General features: G+C 71.7%; 19 protein-coding genes. 10 read left to right on the plus strand and 9 right to left on the minus strand.

All coding sequences use genetic code 11. The features are described from left to right. Positions 1–19: 19 nt before the first annotated feature. On the plus strand, positions 20–304 hold the full coding sequence (locus ACIBZJ_RS20300; protein WP_395931700.1) for a putative quinol monooxygenase: 285 nt from the start codon (positions 20–22) through the stop codon (positions 302–304). A gap of 1 nt (position 305) precedes the next feature. On the opposite strand, the gene ACIBZJ_RS20305 is transcribed toward ACIBZJ_RS20300, so the two are convergent. From ACIBZJ_RS20305 to ACIBZJ_RS20320, 4 genes are all read right to left on the minus strand, one after another. Then, positions 306–551, minus strand: a complete 246-nt coding sequence (locus ACIBZJ_RS20305; RefSeq protein WP_395931702.1) for a hypothetical protein — start codon at positions 549–551, stop codon at positions 306–308. Between the two features lie 92 nt (positions 552–643). Next, complete coding sequence (locus tag ACIBZJ_RS20310; RefSeq protein WP_395931704.1) at positions 644–1,690, minus strand: family 16 glycosylhydrolase; 1,047 nt, start codon at positions 1,688–1,690, stop codon at positions 644–646. Positions 1,691–1,737: 47 nt separating this feature from the next. Then, positions 1,738–2,310: a hypothetical protein gene (locus ACIBZJ_RS20315; protein WP_395931706.1), complete on the minus strand. Its 573-nt coding sequence runs from the start codon at positions 2,308–2,310 to the stop codon at positions 1,738–1,740. Positions 2,311–2,338: 28 nt separating this feature from the next. Beyond that, positions 2,339–3,097: an IclR family transcriptional regulator gene (locus ACIBZJ_RS20320; RefSeq protein WP_395931708.1), complete on the minus strand. Its 759-nt coding sequence runs from the start codon at positions 3,095–3,097 to the stop codon at positions 2,339–2,341. Between the two features lie 134 nt (positions 3,098–3,231). On the opposite strand from ACIBZJ_RS20320, the gene ACIBZJ_RS20325 reads away from it, so the two are divergent. The 4 genes from ACIBZJ_RS20325 (at position 3,232) to glpK (ACIBZJ_RS20340) (ending at position 8,945) form a co-directional block, all read left to right on the plus strand. After that, positions 3,232–4,086 (plus strand): MIP/aquaporin family protein, encoded by an 855-nt coding sequence (locus tag ACIBZJ_RS20325; protein WP_395931710.1) that lies wholly within the window; start codon positions 3,232–3,234, stop codon positions 4,084–4,086. An 18-nt stretch (positions 4,087–4,104) separates the two neighbouring features. Next, positions 4,105–5,610 carry a glycerol kinase GlpK gene (gene glpK / locus ACIBZJ_RS20330; protein WP_395931712.1) on the plus strand — a complete coding sequence of 502 codons (1,506 nt, stop codon included), beginning with the start codon at positions 4,105–4,107 and terminating at the stop codon, positions 5,608–5,610. A gap of 62 nt (positions 5,611–5,672) precedes the next feature. Next, positions 5,673–7,388 (plus strand): glycerol-3-phosphate dehydrogenase/oxidase, encoded by a 1,716-nt coding sequence (locus tag ACIBZJ_RS20335; protein ID WP_395931714.1) that lies wholly within the window; start codon positions 5,673–5,675, stop codon positions 7,386–7,388. A 57-nt stretch (positions 7,389–7,445) separates the two neighbouring features. Continuing rightward, complete coding sequence (gene glpK, locus ACIBZJ_RS20340) at positions 7,446–8,945, plus strand: glycerol kinase GlpK (protein ID WP_395931716.1); 1,500 nt, start codon at positions 7,446–7,448, stop codon at positions 8,943–8,945. A gap of 3 nt (positions 8,946–8,948) precedes the next feature. Here glpK (ACIBZJ_RS20340) and ACIBZJ_RS20345 read toward each other — a convergent pair whose 3' ends face one another. Continuing rightward, complete coding sequence (locus tag ACIBZJ_RS20345) at positions 8,949–9,251, minus strand: hypothetical protein (RefSeq protein WP_395931718.1); 303 nt, start codon at positions 9,249–9,251, stop codon at positions 8,949–8,951. Between the two features lie 145 nt (positions 9,252–9,396). Here ACIBZJ_RS20345 and ACIBZJ_RS20350 point away from each other — a divergent pair, with 145 nt between their 5' ends. Beyond that, entirely contained in the window at positions 9,397–9,714 is a 318-nt protein-coding gene (locus tag ACIBZJ_RS20350; protein WP_395931720.1) for a hypothetical protein, read from the plus strand. A 60-nt stretch (positions 9,715–9,774) separates the two neighbouring features. Here ACIBZJ_RS20350 and ACIBZJ_RS20355 read toward each other — a convergent pair whose 3' ends face one another. The 3 genes from ACIBZJ_RS20355 to ACIBZJ_RS20365 are packed head-to-tail and all read right to left on the minus strand — an operon-like array spanning position 9,775 to position 13,980. Beyond that, positions 9,775–10,200, minus strand: a complete 426-nt coding sequence (locus ACIBZJ_RS20355) for a hypothetical protein (RefSeq protein ID WP_395931722.1) — start codon at positions 10,198–10,200, stop codon at positions 9,775–9,777. After that, entirely contained in the window at positions 10,145–12,340 is a 2,196-nt protein-coding gene (locus ACIBZJ_RS20360) for an NACHT domain-containing protein (protein WP_395931724.1), read from the minus strand. Before ACIBZJ_RS20360 ends, ACIBZJ_RS20355 begins: the two co-directional genes overlap by 56 nt. Then, complete coding sequence (locus ACIBZJ_RS20365) at positions 12,337–13,980, minus strand: esterase/lipase family protein (protein WP_395931726.1); 1,644 nt, start codon at positions 13,978–13,980, stop codon at positions 12,337–12,339. The genes ACIBZJ_RS20360 and ACIBZJ_RS20365 overlap by 4 nt, the downstream gene beginning before the upstream one ends. A gap of 105 nt (positions 13,981–14,085) precedes the next feature. Here ACIBZJ_RS20365 and ACIBZJ_RS20370 point away from each other — a divergent pair, with 105 nt between their 5' ends. The 3 genes from ACIBZJ_RS20370 to ACIBZJ_RS20380 all read left to right on the plus strand — a co-directional run bounded on the left by ACIBZJ_RS20370 (position 14,086) and on the right by ACIBZJ_RS20380 (position 16,006). Then, the gene (locus ACIBZJ_RS20370) at positions 14,086–14,919 is read left to right on the plus strand and encodes a helix-turn-helix domain-containing protein (protein WP_395931728.1); all 834 of its coding nucleotides are present in this window, start codon (positions 14,086–14,088) and stop codon (positions 14,917–14,919) included. A gap of 16 nt (positions 14,920–14,935) precedes the next feature. Beyond that, positions 14,936–15,358: a VOC family protein gene (locus ACIBZJ_RS20375; protein ID WP_395931730.1), complete on the plus strand. Its 423-nt coding sequence runs from the start codon at positions 14,936–14,938 to the stop codon at positions 15,356–15,358. Positions 15,359–15,823: 465 nt separating this feature from the next. Next, positions 15,824–16,006, plus strand: coding sequence for a hypothetical protein (locus tag ACIBZJ_RS20380; protein WP_395931732.1), 183 nt, complete (start codon positions 15,824–15,826; stop codon positions 16,004–16,006). Positions 16,007–16,022: 16 nt separating this feature from the next. Here ACIBZJ_RS20380 and ACIBZJ_RS20385 read toward each other — a convergent pair whose 3' ends face one another. Next, positions 16,023–17,441, minus strand: a complete 1,419-nt coding sequence (locus tag ACIBZJ_RS20385) for an acyltransferase family protein (RefSeq protein ID WP_395931734.1) — start codon at positions 17,439–17,441, stop codon at positions 16,023–16,025. A 126-nt stretch (positions 17,442–17,567) separates the two neighbouring features. Here ACIBZJ_RS20385 and ACIBZJ_RS20390 point away from each other — a divergent pair, with 126 nt between their 5' ends. Next, positions 17,568–18,641 carry a TauD/TfdA family dioxygenase gene (locus ACIBZJ_RS20390; protein WP_395931736.1) on the plus strand — a complete coding sequence of 358 codons (1,074 nt, stop codon included), beginning with the start codon at positions 17,568–17,570 and terminating at the stop codon, positions 18,639–18,641. Positions 18,642–18,698: the final 57 nt, after the last annotated feature.

An 18,698-nucleotide genomic window follows, 5' to 3' on the forward strand; every position in this document is an offset into this window, starting at 1 on the left:
ACCGGGGGAGGGACAGCTGATGATCATCGTGGCCGGATGGATCCGGGTCGACGCGGCCGAGCGCGATCGGTATCTCGCGGCGGTCGCGGACGTGACGCGGCAGGCGCGGGCCGCGCCGGGGTGCGCGGACTTCGTGCAGGCGCCGGATCCGCTCGATCCGGAGCGGATCGTGATCCTGGAGCGGTGGGAATCCGACGACGCGCTGCTGGCGTTCCGGAACTCCGGCGGGCCCGACCTGGAGGTTCCCGAGGTCCGGGGCGCCGAGGTGCGGAAGTACCGGATTTCGGCGGTCGAGGCCCCGTGACTCAGGCGCGCGGAGCCCGCCGGCGCGCTGCGGCCCGGGTGCCGAACTCGTCCGGGGTGAGGTTCTCGGCGGTCTGGTGCTCTTCTTCGAAGATCTCGATGCGGGAATTGTGCTGGGACGGCCGGTACATCTGGTCGAACACGTCGAGGATCGGTGCGCTGATGCCGCGGCGGCGGACCCGCGCCGCGAGCAGCACGAGGATCCCGAGTACGCCCCCGTAGCACGCGATCACGACCACGACTCCCACCCGGCCCAGGCTACGCGGAGGCCGCTCCGAACGCCTGGGCCGGGCTCAGGCCCTGCCCGAGGACCGGCCGGCCGGCCTGCTCGGGAAGGTGCTCAGCCGGCCGGATAGCGCGTGACGCCGATCCGGTCGACCAAAAGCGTGCCGCCGTCGGTCTCGAGTTCGAGCGCGTGCGGCCGGCGGAACGAGGTCCAGGAGCTCCCGGCGCGCTCGGCGGTCAGCTCCTGGGTGGCGACGCCGTCGACCGACCACTTCAGGTAGCCGTCCGGGGCCGATCGCCAGTCGAGCGCGTAGACGTGCCAGCCCGTGACGCGGCCGGCCGGCAGCGTGCTGGGTGTGCCGAACGCCAGGTCGGGCGTGCCTCCGTGCGCGTACTGGCGGACGAGGCCGGGCTGGTCGCCACGGATCTCGGCGACATCGACGGTGCCGGCGGCGGCGCGGCCCGAACCGGCGGTGTCGGCACCGATCGTGCGGAACACGGCCCGCACGCCGGACGCGTCCGGAGCCGCCATCCGGATCTCGAAGTGCCCGCCCTGCTGCGCCCAGGCCGCGGCGCCGTCGTTACCGGCGGTGTCGAGCATCGAGAGCCGGCCCGCGCTCAGCGCGAGATGCCCGAGGCCGTCGAGGCGGGCCTGCTCGGTGCCGAACCACATCGCGGTGCTCAGGCCGTAGTTCGGGCCGGCGCCGGCGGGGCCGCTGAAGTCCTGCCGGAACGTCACCGGGTTGGAGCGGACCGTCAGATAGCGGTAGGGGGTGAGGCCGGTCCAGCGTCCGCCGGTCTTCACGGCGACGAGCAGCCGGTAGTCGCCGGCCGGGAACGTCCGCGTCCCGGTCGTGACGGTCAGCCCCGCACGCGGAATCGTCGCCGCGCGGGCCCCGGGGAAGTCGAAGTGACGGCCCTCCGAATCCCGCACCGCCACCGTCACCGAGTCCACCGCCACGGATTCCGACGTGGCCCGGAGCCGGGCCGACGCCGAGACTCCCTGCCCGTCCTCGGCGCTGTCGGGCACGGTCAGGCCCTCCAGCACGATCCCGTCCGGTTCGGCTTCCGCCGGCCGCGCCGCCGCCACCCCGGCCGCCGGCGCTGAAGCCGGCGCCACGGCGAGCATGGCCATCACCACGATCAACATCCATCGGCTCACTGGCCGCCCCCTCCGTCGCGGAAGGGTTCATATCGCACTGAAACGTGCTAACTCGACTTCACACGCCGCAAGCCCACGACCACCACCAAGGCCAGCACCGCCCCGCACGTCCCGAGCGTCATGTCGCCGAGCGTGTCTTCGTACGCGGTATCGAGCTCGGTGCCGTTCCGGATGAACGCGTACCACTCGCCGAGCTCCCAGATCAGCGCCAGCAGGGCGCCGCCCCCGATCACCACCACCGCGCGGGCCCACACCGGCCGCAGCGCGACGACGCCCAGCACCAGCGACAACCCCGCACACAGCAGGAACCAGTTCACGAAGTGGTTCGCGTCGTCCCACCACGACACCGAGTCGTACAGATCCAGCGTGTTCCCCGTGACGTCGATCAGGAACGGCAGCATCACCAGCGTGAACCCCACCACCGGAGCGCCGGTCAGCCGCCGGTGCCGCAGCCACCACCCCGCCGGCACCGCCAGCATCATCACCGGATAGAGCACCAGCCGGGCCACGAACCCTTTCCCCGCGAACTGCGGGAGGTCGCTGAAACTCGCCACCGCGAGCTGCGCGACGGTCACGACCAGCACGACGAGCGGAGCGGCCCAGGCCCGGAGAAGACGCACGGCGCGCAGTCTGCCCTACGAGACACGCCTAGTCGTTGGAGAGGTCGCGCGAGACCGCGCGGGCGGCCTCGCGCACCCGGGTCACCAGCGCGGAGCGCGGGTGACCCGCGGGATCGCAGATCCGGTCGATCGCGCCGGACACCCCCATCGCCCCGACCACCAGCCCGCCGGGACCGCGGATCGGGACCGCGACCCCGGCCTGCCCCACGGTCATCTCCTCGATCTCGGACGCCCACCCGCGCTCGCGCACCTCCTGCAGCGCGGCCCGGAGTGCCGACGGGGAGGTCATCGTCCGGTGGCTGAACGGCGGCAGGCCCTTCGCGACGACCACGGCCACGTTCGGTGCGTAGGCCAGCAGCGCCTTGCCCAGCGCGGTCGCGTGGGCGGGCAGCGACGACCCGACGTCGAGCCTCTGGGCGGTGTCGTCCGGGCGGAACACGTGATGCACGATCACGACCGCGCCGGACTGCAACGCGCCGATCCGCACCGCCTCGCCGGTGCGCGCGGCCAGCGGGTCGGCCCAGTTGATCGCGTGGGACCGCAGCTCGTTGAGGTCGAGCGGCCCGTCGCCGAGGTCGAGCAGCGCCGCTCCGAGGCGGTAGCGGCCGCCGGGCTGGTCCTGATCCACGAAACCCACCCGGCACAGCGTCCGTAACAGGCCGTGGATCGTGGGTTTGGCCAGGCCGAGAGCCTCGGCGATCTCGCTCATCCGCAGCGGGCCAGGCGCTTCGGCGAGCAGCCGCAGGATCGCGGCGGCTCGCTCGATCGACTGCACCGAGCCCGGCACGTCACGATCGTAAGCCCGGATTCGACAATGTCGAACGAACTCCGTTGAGCCGGGCACCAAGCCTTCCTAGCGTCTGACGGGTACCACGGCCGACAAGGCCAGCGACGGTCCTCGGCCCTGCCCCGGGAGGTCCAATGGCGGAACGGTTAAGGATCCCGAAGGTCCCCGGCACGATCGGCGAGATGGCGGCGGAGTTCGCCGGAACGCTGATCCTGATCCTGTTCGGATGCGGCGTGGTCGCCCAGGTCGTCGGCGGTGAGCTCGGCGATCACGACAGCATCGCCTGGTCGTGGGGCCTGGGCGTGACGCTGGGCGTCTTCGTCGCGGGCCGGGTCAGCGGTGCCCATCTCAACCCGGCGGTCACGATCGCGCTGGCCGTGTTCAAAGGCTTCTCCTGGCGCAAGGTGCCGGCGTTCATCGGCGCCCAGACGGCCGGGGCGTTCGTCGCCGCGCTGCTCGTCCGCTGGAACTACACCGAGGTCCTGGCCAAGGTCGACCCGGGCAACACGATCAAGACGCAGGGCGTCTTCTCGACACTGCCCGGAAACGGGGTGTACCCGGTCTCGGAGTGGGGCGCGTTCCGTGACCAGATCATCGGCACCGCGATCCTGCTGTTCGTGATCCTGGCGCTGACCGATTTGCGCAACAACCCGCCGCTGGCCAACCTGGCGCCGTTCATCATCGGCCTGCTGGTCGTCGCGATCGGCATGGCGTGGGGCACCGACGCGGGCTACGCGATCAACCCGGCCCGCGACTTCGGGCCTCGGCTCGCGTCGTACCTGACCGGGTACGAGACCGCCTGGAGCGATCAATACGGCAATCTGTATTTCTGGGTACCGATCATCGCGCCGATCCTCGGCGCGCTCATCGGAGCCGGCCTTTACGGTCTGCTCATCGGCCGGTTCCTGCCGGACGCCGATCCGCAGCAACCGGGCGACCTCCCGTCCGCTGACGCGCGCGACACCCGCGCCTCCGAGAAGATCGCTTAACCCCGAGGAGCAAACCGAATGCCTGATTTCGTCGGCGCAGTCGATCAGGGCACGACCAGCACCCGGTTCATGGTCTTCGACCACGGTGGCAACGAGGTCGGCCGTCACCAGCTCGAGCACGAGCAGATCCTGCCGCAGGCCGGCTGGGTCGAGCACAATCCGGTGGAGATCTGGGAGCGGACCGCTTCGGTGATCCGCACCGCGATGAACAACCTCAACCTGTCCGCGTCCGATCTGGCCGCGCTGGGCATCACCAACCAGCGCGAGACGACCGTGGTGTGGGACAAGCGCACCGGGCGTCCCTACTACAACGCGATCGTCTGGCAAGACACCCGCACCGACCGCATCGCCTCCGCGCTCGACCGCGACGAGCGCGGGCAGACGATCCGGCGCAAGGCCGGGCTGCCGCCGGCGACCTACTTCTCCGGCGGCAAGATCCAGTGGATCCTCGACAACGTCGACGGCGTCCGCGAGGCCGCCGAGGCCGGCCACGCGATCTTCGGCAACACCGACTCCTGGCTGATCTGGAACCTGACCGGGGGATCGCACGTCACCGACGTGACGAACGCCAGCCGCACGATGCTGATGAACCTGGAGACGCTCGACTGGGACGACGAGCTGCTCGGCTTCTTCAACATCCCGCGGTCGATGCTGCCGGAGATCCGGCCGTCGTCCGATTCCAACGGGTACGGAGAACTCGACGCGAGCGGGCCGTTGCGCGGCGCGGTTCCGCTCACCGGCGACCTCGGCGACCAGCAGGCGGCCACCGTCGGGCAGGTCTGTTTCGCTCCCGGCGAGGCCAAGAACACCTACGGCACCGGCAACTTCCTGCTGCTCAACACCGGCAACGAGCTGGTGCGGTCGGAGAACGGGCTGCTCACCACCGTCTGCTACAAGTTCGGCGACCAGCCGGCGGTGTTCGCGCTGGAAGGCTCGATCGCGGTGACCGGGTCGGCCGTGCAGTGGCTGCGGGACCAGCTCGGCATCATCAGCGGCGCGTCCCAGAGCGAGTCGCTGGCCCGCCAGGTCGACGACAACGGTGGCGTGTACTTCGTCCCGGCGTTCTCCGGCCTGTTCGCCCCGTACTGGCGCTCCGACGCCCGCGGCGCGATCGTCGGGCTGTCGCGGTACAACACGAACGCGCACGTGGCCCGGGCCACGCTCGAGGCGATCTGCTACCAGAGCCGTGACGTCGCCGACGCGATGGCGCAGGACTCCGGCGTCACGCTCGACGTCCTCAAAGTGGACGGAGGGGTGACCGCCAACAGCCTGTGCATGCAATTGCAGGCCGACATCCTCGGCGTGCCGGTCAGCCGGCCGGTGGTCGCGGAGACGACCGCGCTCGGCGCGGCCTACGCGGCCGGGCTCGCCACCGGGTTCTGGAAGAACACCGACGAGCTGCGCGAGAACTGGAACGAGTCGGAGCGCTGGCAGCCCACCTGGGACGAAGACCGGCGTGCCGAGGGCTACACGAAGTGGCACAAGGCCGTCGAACGCACGCTCAACTGGGTTGACGTCGACTGAGCTGGGCACTGGTCCGCGGGGCGGTCTTTCCGGCCGCCCCGCGCATCCCGAGGGGAGCAACCATGGACACCGGCCGACTTTCGCCCGACGCACGAGAGACCGCGCTCGCCGATCTGGCTGACGGCGACGAACTGGACGTGGTGGTGATCGGCGGTGGGGTGGTCGGTGCCGGTGCGGCACTGGACGCGGTGACCCGCGGGCTCTCGGTGGCGCTGCTGGAGGCGCGGGACTTCGCCAGCGGCACCTCGAGCCGATCGAGCAAGCTGATCCACGGTGGGCTGCGCTACCTGGAGATGCTCGACTTCGGGCTGGTCCGCGAAGCCCTGCACGAGCGGGGGCTGCTGGTGCAGCGGCTGGCGCCGCACCTGGTCCGCCCGGTCCGGTTCCTCTACCCGCTCAAGCACCGCGGCTGGGAACGGCTCTACGCCGGGTCGGGGGTGGCGCTCTACGACGTTCTCAGTGCGTCCAGTTCCGGTCGCGGCCTGCCGCACCACCGGCACCTGACCCGCCGCGGTGCGCTCCGCGCGTGTCCCTCGCTGCGCAAGGACGCGCTGGTCGGTGCCTTGCAGTACTACGACGCCCAGGTGGACGACGCCCGGCACACGATGTTCCTCGCGCGTACTGCCGCGGCCTACGGGGCGCACGTGCTGTCCCGGGCGCCGGTGACCGGGTTCCTGCGGGAGGCCGAGCGGGTCACCGGCGTGAAGGTCCGCGATCTGGAACACGACCGCGTGCTCGAGATCCGGGCCAAGCAGGTCATCAACGCGACCGGCGTCTGGACCGACGACACCCAGGCGATGGTGGGGGAGCGCGGGCAGTTCCACGTCCGGGCCTCGAAAGGCATCCACCTGCTGGTGCCCCGCGACCGCATCCAGTCGTCGACCGGGCTGATCCTGCGCACGGCGTCGTCGGTGCTGTTCGTGATTCCGTGGGGCCGGCACTGGATCCTCGGCACCACCGACACCGACTGGGCGCTCGACAAGGCGCACCCGGCCGCGTCCAGCCGGGACATCGACTACCTGCTGACCGAGGTCAACAAGGTCCTGATCACGCCGCTGACCAAGGACGACGTCGTCGGCGTCTACGCCGGGCTGCGACCGCTGCTGGCGGGGGAGTCCGAGTCGACGTCGCAGCTCTCCCGCGAGCACACGGTGGCCTCGCCGCAGCCCGGTCTCGTCGTCGTGGCCGGTGGGAAGTACACGACGTACCGGGTGATGGCCCGCGACGCGGTCGACGCGGCGGTCCACGCACTGGAGCACGGCGCGCCGAAATCCTGCACCGACACCGTGCCGCTGCTCGGCGCCGAGGGCTACCGGGCGCTGCGCAACCAGCGGTACACGCTCGCGGCCCGGTCCGGCCTGCACGTGGCGCGGATCGATCACCTGCTGGGACGGTACGGGTCTCTCATCGACGAGCTGCTCTCGTTGATGGCGGCCGATCCGTCCCTCCGTCAGCCGCTGGACGGCGCCGAGGACTACCTGCGGGTCGAGATCTCGTACGCCGCGTCGCACGAGGGCGCCCGGCATCTGGAGGACGTGCTGACCCGCCGGACCCGGATCTCGATCGAGGTCGCCGACCGCGGTGTGGCCGCGGCGCGGCCGGCCGCGGAACTGATGGCCGGGGTCCTCGGCTGGAGTGACGCACAGGTGGAACGCGAGGTCGAGAACTACCTCCGCCGCGTCGAGGCCGAGCGCGCGTCGCAGGACCAGCCCGACGACGAGACGGCGGACGCTACGCGGCTGGGCGCCGCAGATGTGGTTCCTCTGGTCGGATCGTGATTTCTCGGCCGCACCGAGTAATAGGATCGTCGAGGCGGCGACCGGGAGGAGGCCGACATGGTGTCGCGGTACGTGATCGCGATCGACCAGGGAACGACTTCCACCCGGTGCATCGTGTTCGACCAGCTCGGCCGGCTGGTCTCGGTGGCCCAGCGTGAACACCGCCAGCTGTATCCGCGTCCCGGCTGGGTCGAGCACGACGCGGACGAGATCTGGCGCAACGTGCGGCGAATCGTGCCGCGCGCGGTCGCCGAGGCCGGCATCGACGGCAGCCAGGTCGTCGGCATCGGCATCGCGAACCAGCGCGAGACGTGCGTGCTGTGGGACCGCGCGACCGGGGAGCCGATCGGGCAGGCGCTGGTCTGGCAAGACATGCGGGCCGACGGCGTCGTCGAAGAGCTGGCCGCGTTGCCCGGGGCCCGCGCCGCCGAGGCCCGCTGCGGGTTACCGCTCGCGACGTACTTCTCGGCGCCGAAACTGCGCTGGCAGCTCGATCACGTGCCGGGCCTGCGGGAACGGGCCGAGCGGGGCGAGATCCTGTTCGGGACGATGGAGACCTGGCTGATCTGGAACCTCACCGGCGGCGTGCACGTCACCGACGTCACCAACGCGTCGCGCACGATGCTGATGGATCTGCGGACGCTGCAGTGGAGCCCCGAGCAGCTGGAGTTCTTCGGCATCCCGGCGGCGATCCTGCCGGAGATCCGGTCGTCGGCCGAGGTGTACGGGGTGTGCTCGACCGTGCTGCCCGGGGTGGCGATCACCGCCGCGCTCGGCGACCAGCAGGCCGCGCTGTTCGGACAGGTGTGCTTCGCGCCCGGCGACGCGAAGTGCACGTACGGCACCGGCAGCTTCCTGCTGCTGAACACCGGCACCGAGGTCGTCCAGTCGACGAACGGCCTGCTGTCGACGGTGGGGTACCGCATCGGCGGCGAGCAGGCGACGTACGCGCTGGAAGGCTCGATCGCGATCACCGGTTCGCTGGTGCAGTGGTTCCGGGACTCGCTCGGGTTGATCCACACCGCGCCGGAGATCGAGACGCTGGCCCGCACCGTCGACGACAACGGCGGCTGTTACATCGTCCCGGCGTTCTCGGGGCTGTTCGCGCCGTACTGGCGCAGCGAGGCGCGGGGCGTCATCGTCGGGCTGACCTCGTACATCACCAAGGGTCACCTGGCCCGGGCGGTGCTGGAGGCGACCGGCTGGCAGACCCGCGAGGTCGTCGACGCGATGAACGCCGACTCCGGGCTGGAGCTCCGGACGCTGCGCGTCGACGGCGGGATGACGTCCGACAACCTGCTGATGCAGTTCGTCGCGGACGTCCTGGACGTGCCGGTCGTGCGGCCGATGGTCGCGGAGACCGTGTCGCTGGGCGCGGCCTACGCCGCCGGGCTCGCGGTCGGGTACTGGGCCGACCTGGCCGCGCTGCGCCAGAACTGGCACCGTGCCGCGCAGTGGACGCCCTCGATGGCGCCCGACCGCCGGGCCGAGGAGTACGACAACTGGCAGCGCGCGGTGGAACGGACGTTCGGCTGGATCCGGCCGCACGCCAGCTGAGCGTTACCGCAGCAGGGTCGGGCCGCTCGGCGCGCCCCGGTGCTGGCGCCGGATGCTGCGGGCCAGGTGGATGACGCCGACGCCGGCGAGCACGCCCCAGCCGTAGGGGCGCCCGTGGGTGACGAGCGACAACGCGCCGTACCCGGCGGTGAGCGCGCTGCTCAGGCCCAGGACGTGCCGCGGTGCGGTCCACATCTTCTGGCCCCGGAACAGCGGCGCCACCGCGTGGACGGCATAGATCGCCACCGGGAGCACGACGAACGTCACCACGAGGGCCGTGAGCACGCCGGTGCCGAACAATGTCACAAACCGGACTCTAACGGACGAATGCGGCCGGCTGAGGTTCCGCCGGCCGCTCCGGTGAGCGGGACGAGCTGCGAAGGTGGGGGAGTGATCCCGGACGTCGAGGTGTCCGCCTCCGGCACGGTGGGAGCGGCGGTGAGGAGCATCCGTGGACCCCGATGAGTACTTCGGCGACATCGTCGACGACCTGGCGCCTCAGGGCGTCCGGCCGGGCCGGATGTTCGGACGCCAGGCCCTGAAGTTCGAAGACAAGGTCCTGGCCGTGTACCACCGCGACGACATGGTCTTCAAACTCGGCTCGGGCACGCCGCCCCACGCCGAAGCGCTCTCCCTCGCCGGCGCCGAGCTCTTCGACCCGTCCGGCAAGGGCCGCCCGTTCAAGGACTGGGTGAAGGTCCCGGCCGACCACGCCGACCGCTGGGCGGACTACGCCTCCGCCTCCCTCGCCCGTCACCGGAAAGCCTGAGAGGCCCGGGCGCTCCGCGGCCTTCGTCCGGGAGCGCCTGGCCACGGAGCTCCTCGGCACCTAACGGCACGGCTGCCGCTTCGCACAGACGGTGCGGATGTACCCGTGCCGGCACTGTGTGTTCATCGCCTCGATCCAGGCGTGCCGCCGCCGCGCCCCGTCGACCCGCCGCAGCGCCACCGGCCCGCCGGGCTCGCCGACCTCGACGTCCAGCACGTCGACGCAGACCGGCGGCACGCCGTCGGCCCCGGAGAGCCGGCAGACCTGCACGGTGGCCCGGAGATACACCAGGTCGCCGTCGTCCAGCGGGACCCCGGTCTTCAGACCGGCGTACCACGTCCGCAGGTCTTCGGTTCCGCTGGCGCTCGCCAGCTCCCAGGCGGCGTCGAAGTCCTGGGCGGTGGAGTAGTCCCCGGTCGTGGAGAGGTCCTCAGCTGCGCGGGATCCGCCCGAGGAACCGGCCGGACCGGAGTGGGATGTGCTCATCGTGGTCTTCCTCCGGTAGGGATTCGATGGTGGTCTCCGGCACCCGCGCCAGCCCGGACAGCCGGCGCTGGAGCTCGTCGTGCCGGAACTGGTAATGCGCACCCGAGCGGCGCAGGACCCCGCGCCGGTGGGCGTCGTCCAGGAAGCGGATGAAGCACCACGGTGCCTCGCCCCGCGTCCACAGGAAGATCCGGACGACCGTGAACGCGCCCCACTGGCTGGACAGCGCCGCGCCGAGCGCGCCGAACGCGAACACCACGTACGGCAGGCACGCGATCAGCGTCAGCATCACCAGGCGGACCCCGCCGCCGCCCGGGACCCGGGGCCCCGCGGTGGCGTACCGCTGGATGACGTCGATCACCGGTCCGAGCGCGAGCTCGGCCCGGAACGCGAACCAGAACACGACGATCGGCAGCACGACCGCCGACACCGCGCCCCGGACCACGGCCCAGCTCCGGTCCGAGCGCAAGAGCCCGGTGGGTGTCACCCCGGCCAGGTCGGCGACCCGTTCGTCGAACGCGAGCGCGGCGAACAGCAGCGCCCCGACCAGCACCGAGAGGCCGGCGGTGATCTGCCAGGCGATCGGGAACCCGAGGAGCCCGGCGAGATTGTCGACGGTCGGCCCGCCGGGCGGCAGCGCGAACGCGGTCAGCACGCCGCCGAGCACCCCGAAGAACATGCCGCGCGCGGCCGACCGCGGGGTCGTCCGGCCCACGAACCGGTGCAGCGGACGCGATCGCGAGAGCCACCACACGCCGAGTCCCACCGGTACCCCGTACAGGGTCCCGAGCAGCACGCCGAGGAGAACCGCGGCGGCCAGCGGGCCCGGAACCGCGGTCAGGAAGTTCGCCGCGCCCCAGCCCAGTCCGGTGACCGCTCCGGCCACGACCGCGAGCCGCGGGATCAGCCGCGGACACAGGTCGCGCAGGCGCCACCAGGCCAGGTCGTGCTGCCCGTACCGGGTCATCCGGGTGGCCAGTGCGCGCAGCCAGTCGGTGGCCAGGTCCCGGGGCCACCGCGGCACCCCGGGCGGCGGAGCGGACTCGTACGCGGCCGGCACCAGGGCGTCCAGCAGGTGGCCTTCGATCGCGGCCGCGGTCGGGAACCGCGCCCGGTCCAGCAGTTCGGACGCGTGCGCCGGCGCGTCGCTGTAAACCGACCGGGCCAGCCAGACCATCAGCGGCAGCCGGAACACCGCGGCCAGCGGCTCGTCGCCGTCGGCCAGTGCACGCAGCACCGGCTGCCACTCGTCGGCGTCGGTCGTCCGCGGGAGGTAGTCCTCGAGCGTGGACGGTGCCAGCGGGAGCAGCGTGATCGCGGCGGCGCCGTGCAGCGGCCGGCGTCCCTCGATGGCGGCCGCGTACTCGTCGGGCCGGCTGGTCAGCACGAGCGGACCAGCGGTGTCGAGCTGCCGCAGCGCCTCGGTGCGCAGGCTCGGCGGGAGCTCGTCGAACCCGTCGAGGATCGGCAGGATCCCGTCCTCGGCGAGAGCGCCGGCGCTCCGGCGCAGCCGCGGGTAGTCCTCGGCGAGCTGCCGCGCGAGCCATTCCCGCAGCGGAACCCGGGTCGGGTCCCAGGTCGACAGGCCGAGGATCACCGGCACCCGGCGGGTGGACGAACCGGCGCGCTCCCGGGCCCCGATCAGCCGGAGCGCCAGCCGGATCGCCAGCACGCTCTTGCCCGAGCCGGAGCCGCCCAGCACCACCAGCCGGTGTTCGGCGACGCGGTCGAGCAGCGCCGGGATCTGATCGACGCCGCCCCGGGGCTCGGGCACCAGCACCGTCCCGAACACGTTCGCCGGGTGGTCGGCCAGACCGCGGGGCGCCGTCGTCCACCGGACCGGCAGCGCGTACGGGTCGTCCACCCGGCGCGCCTGGCCCTCGCGCATCCACTGGTCGCGCACGTCCGCCGCCAGCTTCCCGGCCGCGTCAGCGCTCCTTCCGGCCGCTTCCGCCGCCGTATCCGCCGCGCCCCGGACCCAGGTGAGGATGCCCAGCACGGCCGTGACCAGTGCGACCACGTTCCTGAGCGCGTCGAACAACCCGCCGTGGAACGCGTGGTCCAGCACGAGTACCAGGACGCCGCCGATCACCAGTACGGCCACCGTCCGCCGGGCCCGGCCGATCCGCGGCGCGTTCACGGCCGGCCGTCCGCGTCGATCGCGACCCGCAGCGTCGCCTCGAAGCCGCTCCCGCCGATCGGGAACCGCCACTGGCCCGCACCGGCCGCGGCCGCCGGCTGCACGCCCGGGTCCGGACCGGCGGCCAGCGCCTCGAGGCCGGCACGGTCCGGTGCGGACCGCGGTGCGAGGTACTGCTCTCCGGTGTGCACGTAGAGCTCCAACGGATCCCCCGGTAGTACCTGCACGTAGTACTGCTTGCGGAACACCACGTTGTCGGAGAACCCGCACCCGATCCGGTCGCGCTCCCCGACGTAGACGTCGAGCCGGAACACCAGGTCGTCGGCCCGGTCGCCGGGCCGATGGCCCTCGTCCATCCAGCCCTCCCAGATCAGCCGGTCCGGTCCGGCCCATCCGGTCGTGCGGTCGCGACGCGAGGCCAGCGGTCCGGACAGCTCGGTGGCCAGGTCCGCCAGGTCGTCGGAGAAGTCCGGCTGGACGAACGGCCCGTAACAGTTCTCCGCTTCCGAGCTCTGATGGAACAGCTCGAAATCGACGTACCGGGGCTTGATCGAGACCCCGAAGTAGTACTCGCTGTGCCCGAACCAGGAGCCGCCCCGCCGCACCTCGGCCTCGTCCAGCCAGAGCCGCACCGCGTGCGTGGCGTGGAAGAACCGCATCGCGATCTCGTACGCCTCCCGGGACGTGACCAGCGAGTCCGGGCCGCCGTGGCACTTGTGGACGAACGTCCGCGGCGCGCCGGGCAACTGGGCTGACGCCTGTGCCACCAGCCCGTCGCTGCGATTGCTGCCCGGCCGTCCGCCGTCCAGAAAAGTAGTGAGCTCGTTGGCCAAGGCGGCCGGCGTCACACCGTAGGTGCGGTGGTTCGTACCGACGACGGTGAGGATCCTCCGGATCGGGAACCACGTCGCGACCTCGGTGAACGCAGTGCTGCGCGGGTCGAACGCGGCGATCTCGTCGGCCGCGTGCTCGACCCGGGGGAGCAGCGTGAGCAACCAGCGCGGAGCGCGCTGGAACGCGATGCCGCGGTGCGGCGTCCCCAGCGTCACGATCCGGTGCACCGCCTCGGCCGCGGATCCCGGCGCGGTGCGGTGCAGCTCCCGCAGCCCGGCCCGGACGACCAGCCCGCCCATGCTGTGGGCCAGGATGTCGACGCCCCGGAACGGCTCGCCGCGCCGCACCGCGATGCCGCGGATCAGCGAGATCAGCCGGGTCAGCCCGCGCCCGTAGACGTCGAGGCTGCGCGGGGACAGGTCGTAGAACCGGTAGACCCAGATCGTGCCGTCGACCCCGCCGGCCAGCGTGCGGGCCGCGGTCTGCGGGTCGACGACGATCGTTCCGCACAGCTCGTCGGGTGACCAGTCGGTGCCGTCGTCCGCACCGTCCACGTCGCCGGCGTAGTAGCCGATCACGTTCGTCGCGTCGGTGTAGGGGTAGCGGACGGACTTCAGCGCGCGCAGCAGGAAGCCCTCGTAGATGTAGTTCTCGCCGCGCTTGTTCGGGTAGACGGTTCCCTCGTTGAAACCCTGGTAGGCGTTGCGCTGCTCGTCGGAGACGTCGGTGCCGCCGAAGCCGCGGACGAGAACGAGCGGCCGGACGGTGGGGTGGGGGGAAGCGGGGTGCGGGGAAGCGGGGTGCACGGTGGCGATGCTGCGGGAGGCCGGTGCCGGAAAATGCCGACACGCCGGTATTTAACCTGGTTGTGGCCTATTTGAGGCCGTTTGATTACGGAGCATGATGGGTGGGTGGTGATCGACGAGATGCTGCACGCGCAGCCGGCGCCGGCGCTCCGGCCGTTCGTCGCCTGGTACTCCGCTTACCGCCAGGCGGGCGTCGCCCCCGCCGTCCACCGTGGCCTGCCCTCGCCGTACCTCACGCTGATCGTCACGCTCGACGATCCGCTCGTCGTCGACGCCCACCCCGACCCGGCGCAGCCCGGTGGTTCGTACACGACCCTGGTCGGTGGGCTGCACACGGTTCCCGCGCTGATCACCCACGACGGCCGGCAGTCGGGAGTGCAGCTCGCCCTGCACCCGCTGGGCGCGCGCCGGCTGCTCGGCCTGCCCGCCGGCGACATCGGAAACCTGGACCTCCACGCCGAGGACGTCCTCGGCCCGGTCGCGGTCGAACTGCACGAACGGTTGCGGTCCGCGGCGACCTGGCCGTCCCGCTTCGCGATCGTGGACGCGACGCTCGCGCGCCTCTGCTGCCTGCGTGCGGACGCCGGGCCCGAACCGGAAGTCGTCGAGGCCTGGCGGCTGCTCGTCGGTGGGTCGGCCACCGTGGCGGAGGCCGCCGGCGCGGTGGGCTGGAGCGTCCGCCGGCTCTCCGGCCGGTTCGGCGCCGAGCTCGGTGTGCCGCCGAAGACCGCCGCCAAGATCGCCCGCTTCGACCGGGCCCGCCGCCGCCTGGCCGTCCCGCTGAGCGGGCCCGGGTTCGGGCTGGCCGAGCTCGCGGTGAGCTGCGGTTACTACGATCAGGCGCACCTGGCCCGCGACTTCCGCGAGCTCGCCGGGGTGCCGCCGAGCTCGTGGCTCGCCGAGGAGGGCCGATTCGTCCAAGCCCTGGCGGACGCCTGACCGGGATGCTCGTCCCATGAGCGAAACCGCAGCACGGACCACCCGCACACCGGCACCCCAGGTGTGGCCGACGTTCAGAGCCCGCGACGCCCGGAAGATGATCGACTTCCTGGTCGCCGCATTCGGCTTCGAGGAGGTCGTCGTCTACGAGGAGGACGGCGTCATCCCTCACGCCGAGCTGGCGTGGCCCGAAGGTGGCGGCATCATGATGGGCCAGGCCCGTGACGACCAGGACAGCGGGTGGCACGTCGAGCCGGGCACGTTCGGCGCGTACGTCGTCACCAGCGCCCCGGACGCGCTCCACGACCGGGCTGTGGCGGCCGGGGCCGAGATCACCCGGGGCTTGTACGAGACCGACTACGGGTCCCGCGACTTCGCCGCCCGCGATCCGGAGGGAAACCACTGGTCGTTCGGCACGTACCCGGGCCACGTCCGCTGACTTCCTCACTCCGGTTCGAGGCCGCTCGGTCTCGGCGGACGCCGAGGCCCTCCGCCCCGGAAGTCCGCGCAGGTGCCGCGGTCGTGTGGCCGGATGGGTGCAGCCGCACCCACCGCACCCGCCCCCGCAGCCGCACCCGCCCCCGCAGCCGCAACGGGCGCGGCCGCACGCGGCGCAGCGGGCCCGCTGGCTGAGTCGAGGCCCGCCGCGCCGCAGCCGCACCGCCGCCGGAGCCGCCGCGGGAGCTGCAGCGCTGCGGCACGCGCATCCGGACCCGCAGCCGGGCGGTGCGGGCCGAGCCGGCGCCCGGCGAGGGGTATGCAGATACCACTATGGACGGTCACGTCCGGTTATACGCCGGGGATTCCGGATGTATTGACTTGCGACTATTGGGCGGTCTTACTCGGCGCCAGGGGATCTGTTGGTCACGGTCCGTTGGGGGACGGCGTGAGACTTCTGGCGACAATGACGGCAATAGCGCTAGCCCTCGGGCTGGCCCTGACGATGTGGATGGTGAGCTGGCGGCGCCGGCATCCGGACCGGTGCGCGCACTGCCACGGCCGCGGCTCGAACACGTTCATCGCGGCCAGACGATTACGAACCCGGTACTGCTTCTTCTGCCACGGCACCGGCCGCATGGAGCTCTGACCCGTGCGCGCCGGAGTCAGGCACGAGGCAAGTCGCCCGCCACCGCGACGCGGGCCGTCCGCTGGCCCGGCAGCGTCCGCGCGGGCGACGAGACCGGCTGGACCTCGACGGCATCGGCATCCGGCGCGCCGCCGTCCGGGCCCGCGCCGGCCAAGCCCGCGGACGCCGGCCCCGGCGTCACCCCGCCCGTGCGCCCCACGCCCAGGACGCCGGTCAGGACGCCGCCCGCGCCGCCGCCCGGGAGGTCGCCACCACCCGCACCGCCGCCCGCCCTGCCCGCGCCGCCCGCGCCGCGAACGCCTCCCGCGCCGTCGCCTCCCGCGCCCGCGCCGTCGCCTCCCGCGCCCGCGCCGCCGCCCAGGCCCGCGTCCACCCCGCGAACCCCCTTGACCCGCCCGGCCAACCGATGCCCCAGGCCGATCATCGGCCGCTCGACCGTCCGATACAGAACCTCGGCGAACACGAGCGCCCCGGCGACCATCCCGGCCAGCCGCACCACCGCAACCCCCACCGCCGCAACCCCCGTCGCCGGACGCCCGTCCGACGGCAACACGAGGTCGATCGCCGACATCACCAGCGGATGGATCAAATACACCCCGTACGACCGCTGCCCGACGTACCGCATCGGCGCCGTCGTGAGCCATCCCCACGCGGCCCGCCGTCCGATCAGCACACTCGGCATCAGCAGAGCCACGAACAGCGCGAACACCACGTGCACCGGCCCCGGATCGGTGTCCAGCACCAGCGCCGCCACCGTCGCGGCGCAGAGCAGGACCGAACACGCCGGCCGCGCCAGCCACGCGACGACCCCGAACCCCCGCCGCGAATCCATCGCTATCGCCAGCACGCACCCGAGCAGGATCGGCCCGTACAGCGCGAGGTACGAGTCCCGGTCGACGATCCCGGCCACGCTCGTCACCACCGCGAGTACCACGCCGACGACGGCCCGCCGCCGCGCCAGCACCGGCACCACGAACGCGAGCAACGGCCACACCAGGTAGAACTTCTCCTCGACCCCGAGCGACCAGCTGTGCCCGAATGTCCCGTGGCCGGAGAACTCGTTCAGGTACGTGACGAACAGCAGGAACCGGTGCCCGTAATCGCCGGTGTAGTCCGCGAGCCCCGCCAGCACCAGCAGGCTGAACAGCGCGAGCGACACGTAGTACAGCGGAAGGATCCGGAACGCCCGGCGCACGTAGAACCCGCCCAGCGAAACACGTCCGTCCCGCTCGTCCTCGCGCAGCAGCAGCGTGGTGATCAGATAGCCGCTGATCACGAAGAACACCGTGACGCCCAGGTGCCCGTGCGCCGGCGCCCACAGCCGGTCCTGGGTGTGGAACGTGAGGACGAGCAGGACGCTGATCGCGCGCAGCCCGTCCAGTGCCGGGAAGTACCGCGCGGTGCGGTACGTCTCGTACGCCCCATCGGTAGGCATTCGGCCAGGCTGCCAGAGGCGGACAACGAGCGGGGGAGTTTTTGTTGTCCCCCGCACATTTACCGAAGGTTTGTCCGTACGTACTCTGCGACGTGGTCGACCGCAGATCCGAGCCTTGGGAGCGAGATGACCTCCACCGTGCTTTCCCCCGTGACCGGACCGTCTGCCTGGCGGGGCGACGAACTGACCACGAACCGCACCTGGATCTACCACCTGAACGACGACGAGATCGCCGAGCTCGAGGCGGTCGGTCGCAAGTTCGTCAGCGATGACCCCGACCTGCGAACGGTCACGGCCGAGGACTACCCCCTCCCGGTCTGTGCCGGCGCCATCGAGCAGTGGGCCTACGACATGTCCCGCGGCCGCGGGTTCGTGCTGATCCGTGGCCTGCACACCGAGATGTACTCGGACGCGCTGTCCGGCGCGATCTTCTACCTGACCGGTCTGCACCTCGGCGCCCCGATGTACCAGGGCGGCATGGGCGACCTGATCGACCACGTGGTCGCGACCTCGGACAAGTCGATCGACGACCCGACCGCGAGGTCGGCCCGGATCCGCGACAAGCTCGTCTTCCACTCCGACAGCTCGGACGCGGTGGCGCTGTTCTGCCTCCGCCCGGCCAAGGAGGGTGGCGCGTCGAGCCTGGTCTCGGGTGCGCAGATCTTCAACGAAATCCTCGAGCGGCGTCCGGACCTGGCTCCGCTGCTGCTCGAGCCGGTCCACTACGACTGGCGGCGGCAAGACAGCCTGGCTCCGGCGAACACCTACGCGACGCCGATCGTCAGCATCGTGGACGGCGTCTGCAGCATCTACGCCGGCTCGACGTACATCTTCACCGGCCAGAACTACCCCGAGGTGCCTCGGCTGACCGAGCAGCAGATCGAGGTCATCAAGCTGTTCGACGAGATCACCTACGAGCCGGGCATGGCGCTGGACATGGACTTCCAGCCCGGTGACATCCAGTGGGTCAGCAACTACGCCGCTCTGCACTCGCGCACCGAGTTCACCGACTACCCCGAGTGGCAGCGCCGACGGCACCTGCTGCGGCTCTGGCTCAAGCGGGACGCCGACCGGCCGATGGTGCCGAACTTCGGCAAGCCGGTTCTCGCCCGCGGCGAGCAGTACGACGCCTCGCACGAGATGCCCGATCTGGGTCAGTTCTCGGTGAAGACCGCGGTCATCCCGCGACTCATCACCTGAGTTCGACGCCGACGGCGGGGCGCGGAAGCGTCTCGCCGTCCGTCATCCTCGTACGAT

It is taken from the genome of Cryptosporangium sp. NPDC051539 (genome assembly GCF_044454545.1).
GTDB lineage: Bacteria > Actinomycetota > Actinomycetes > Mycobacteriales > Cryptosporangiaceae > Cryptosporangium.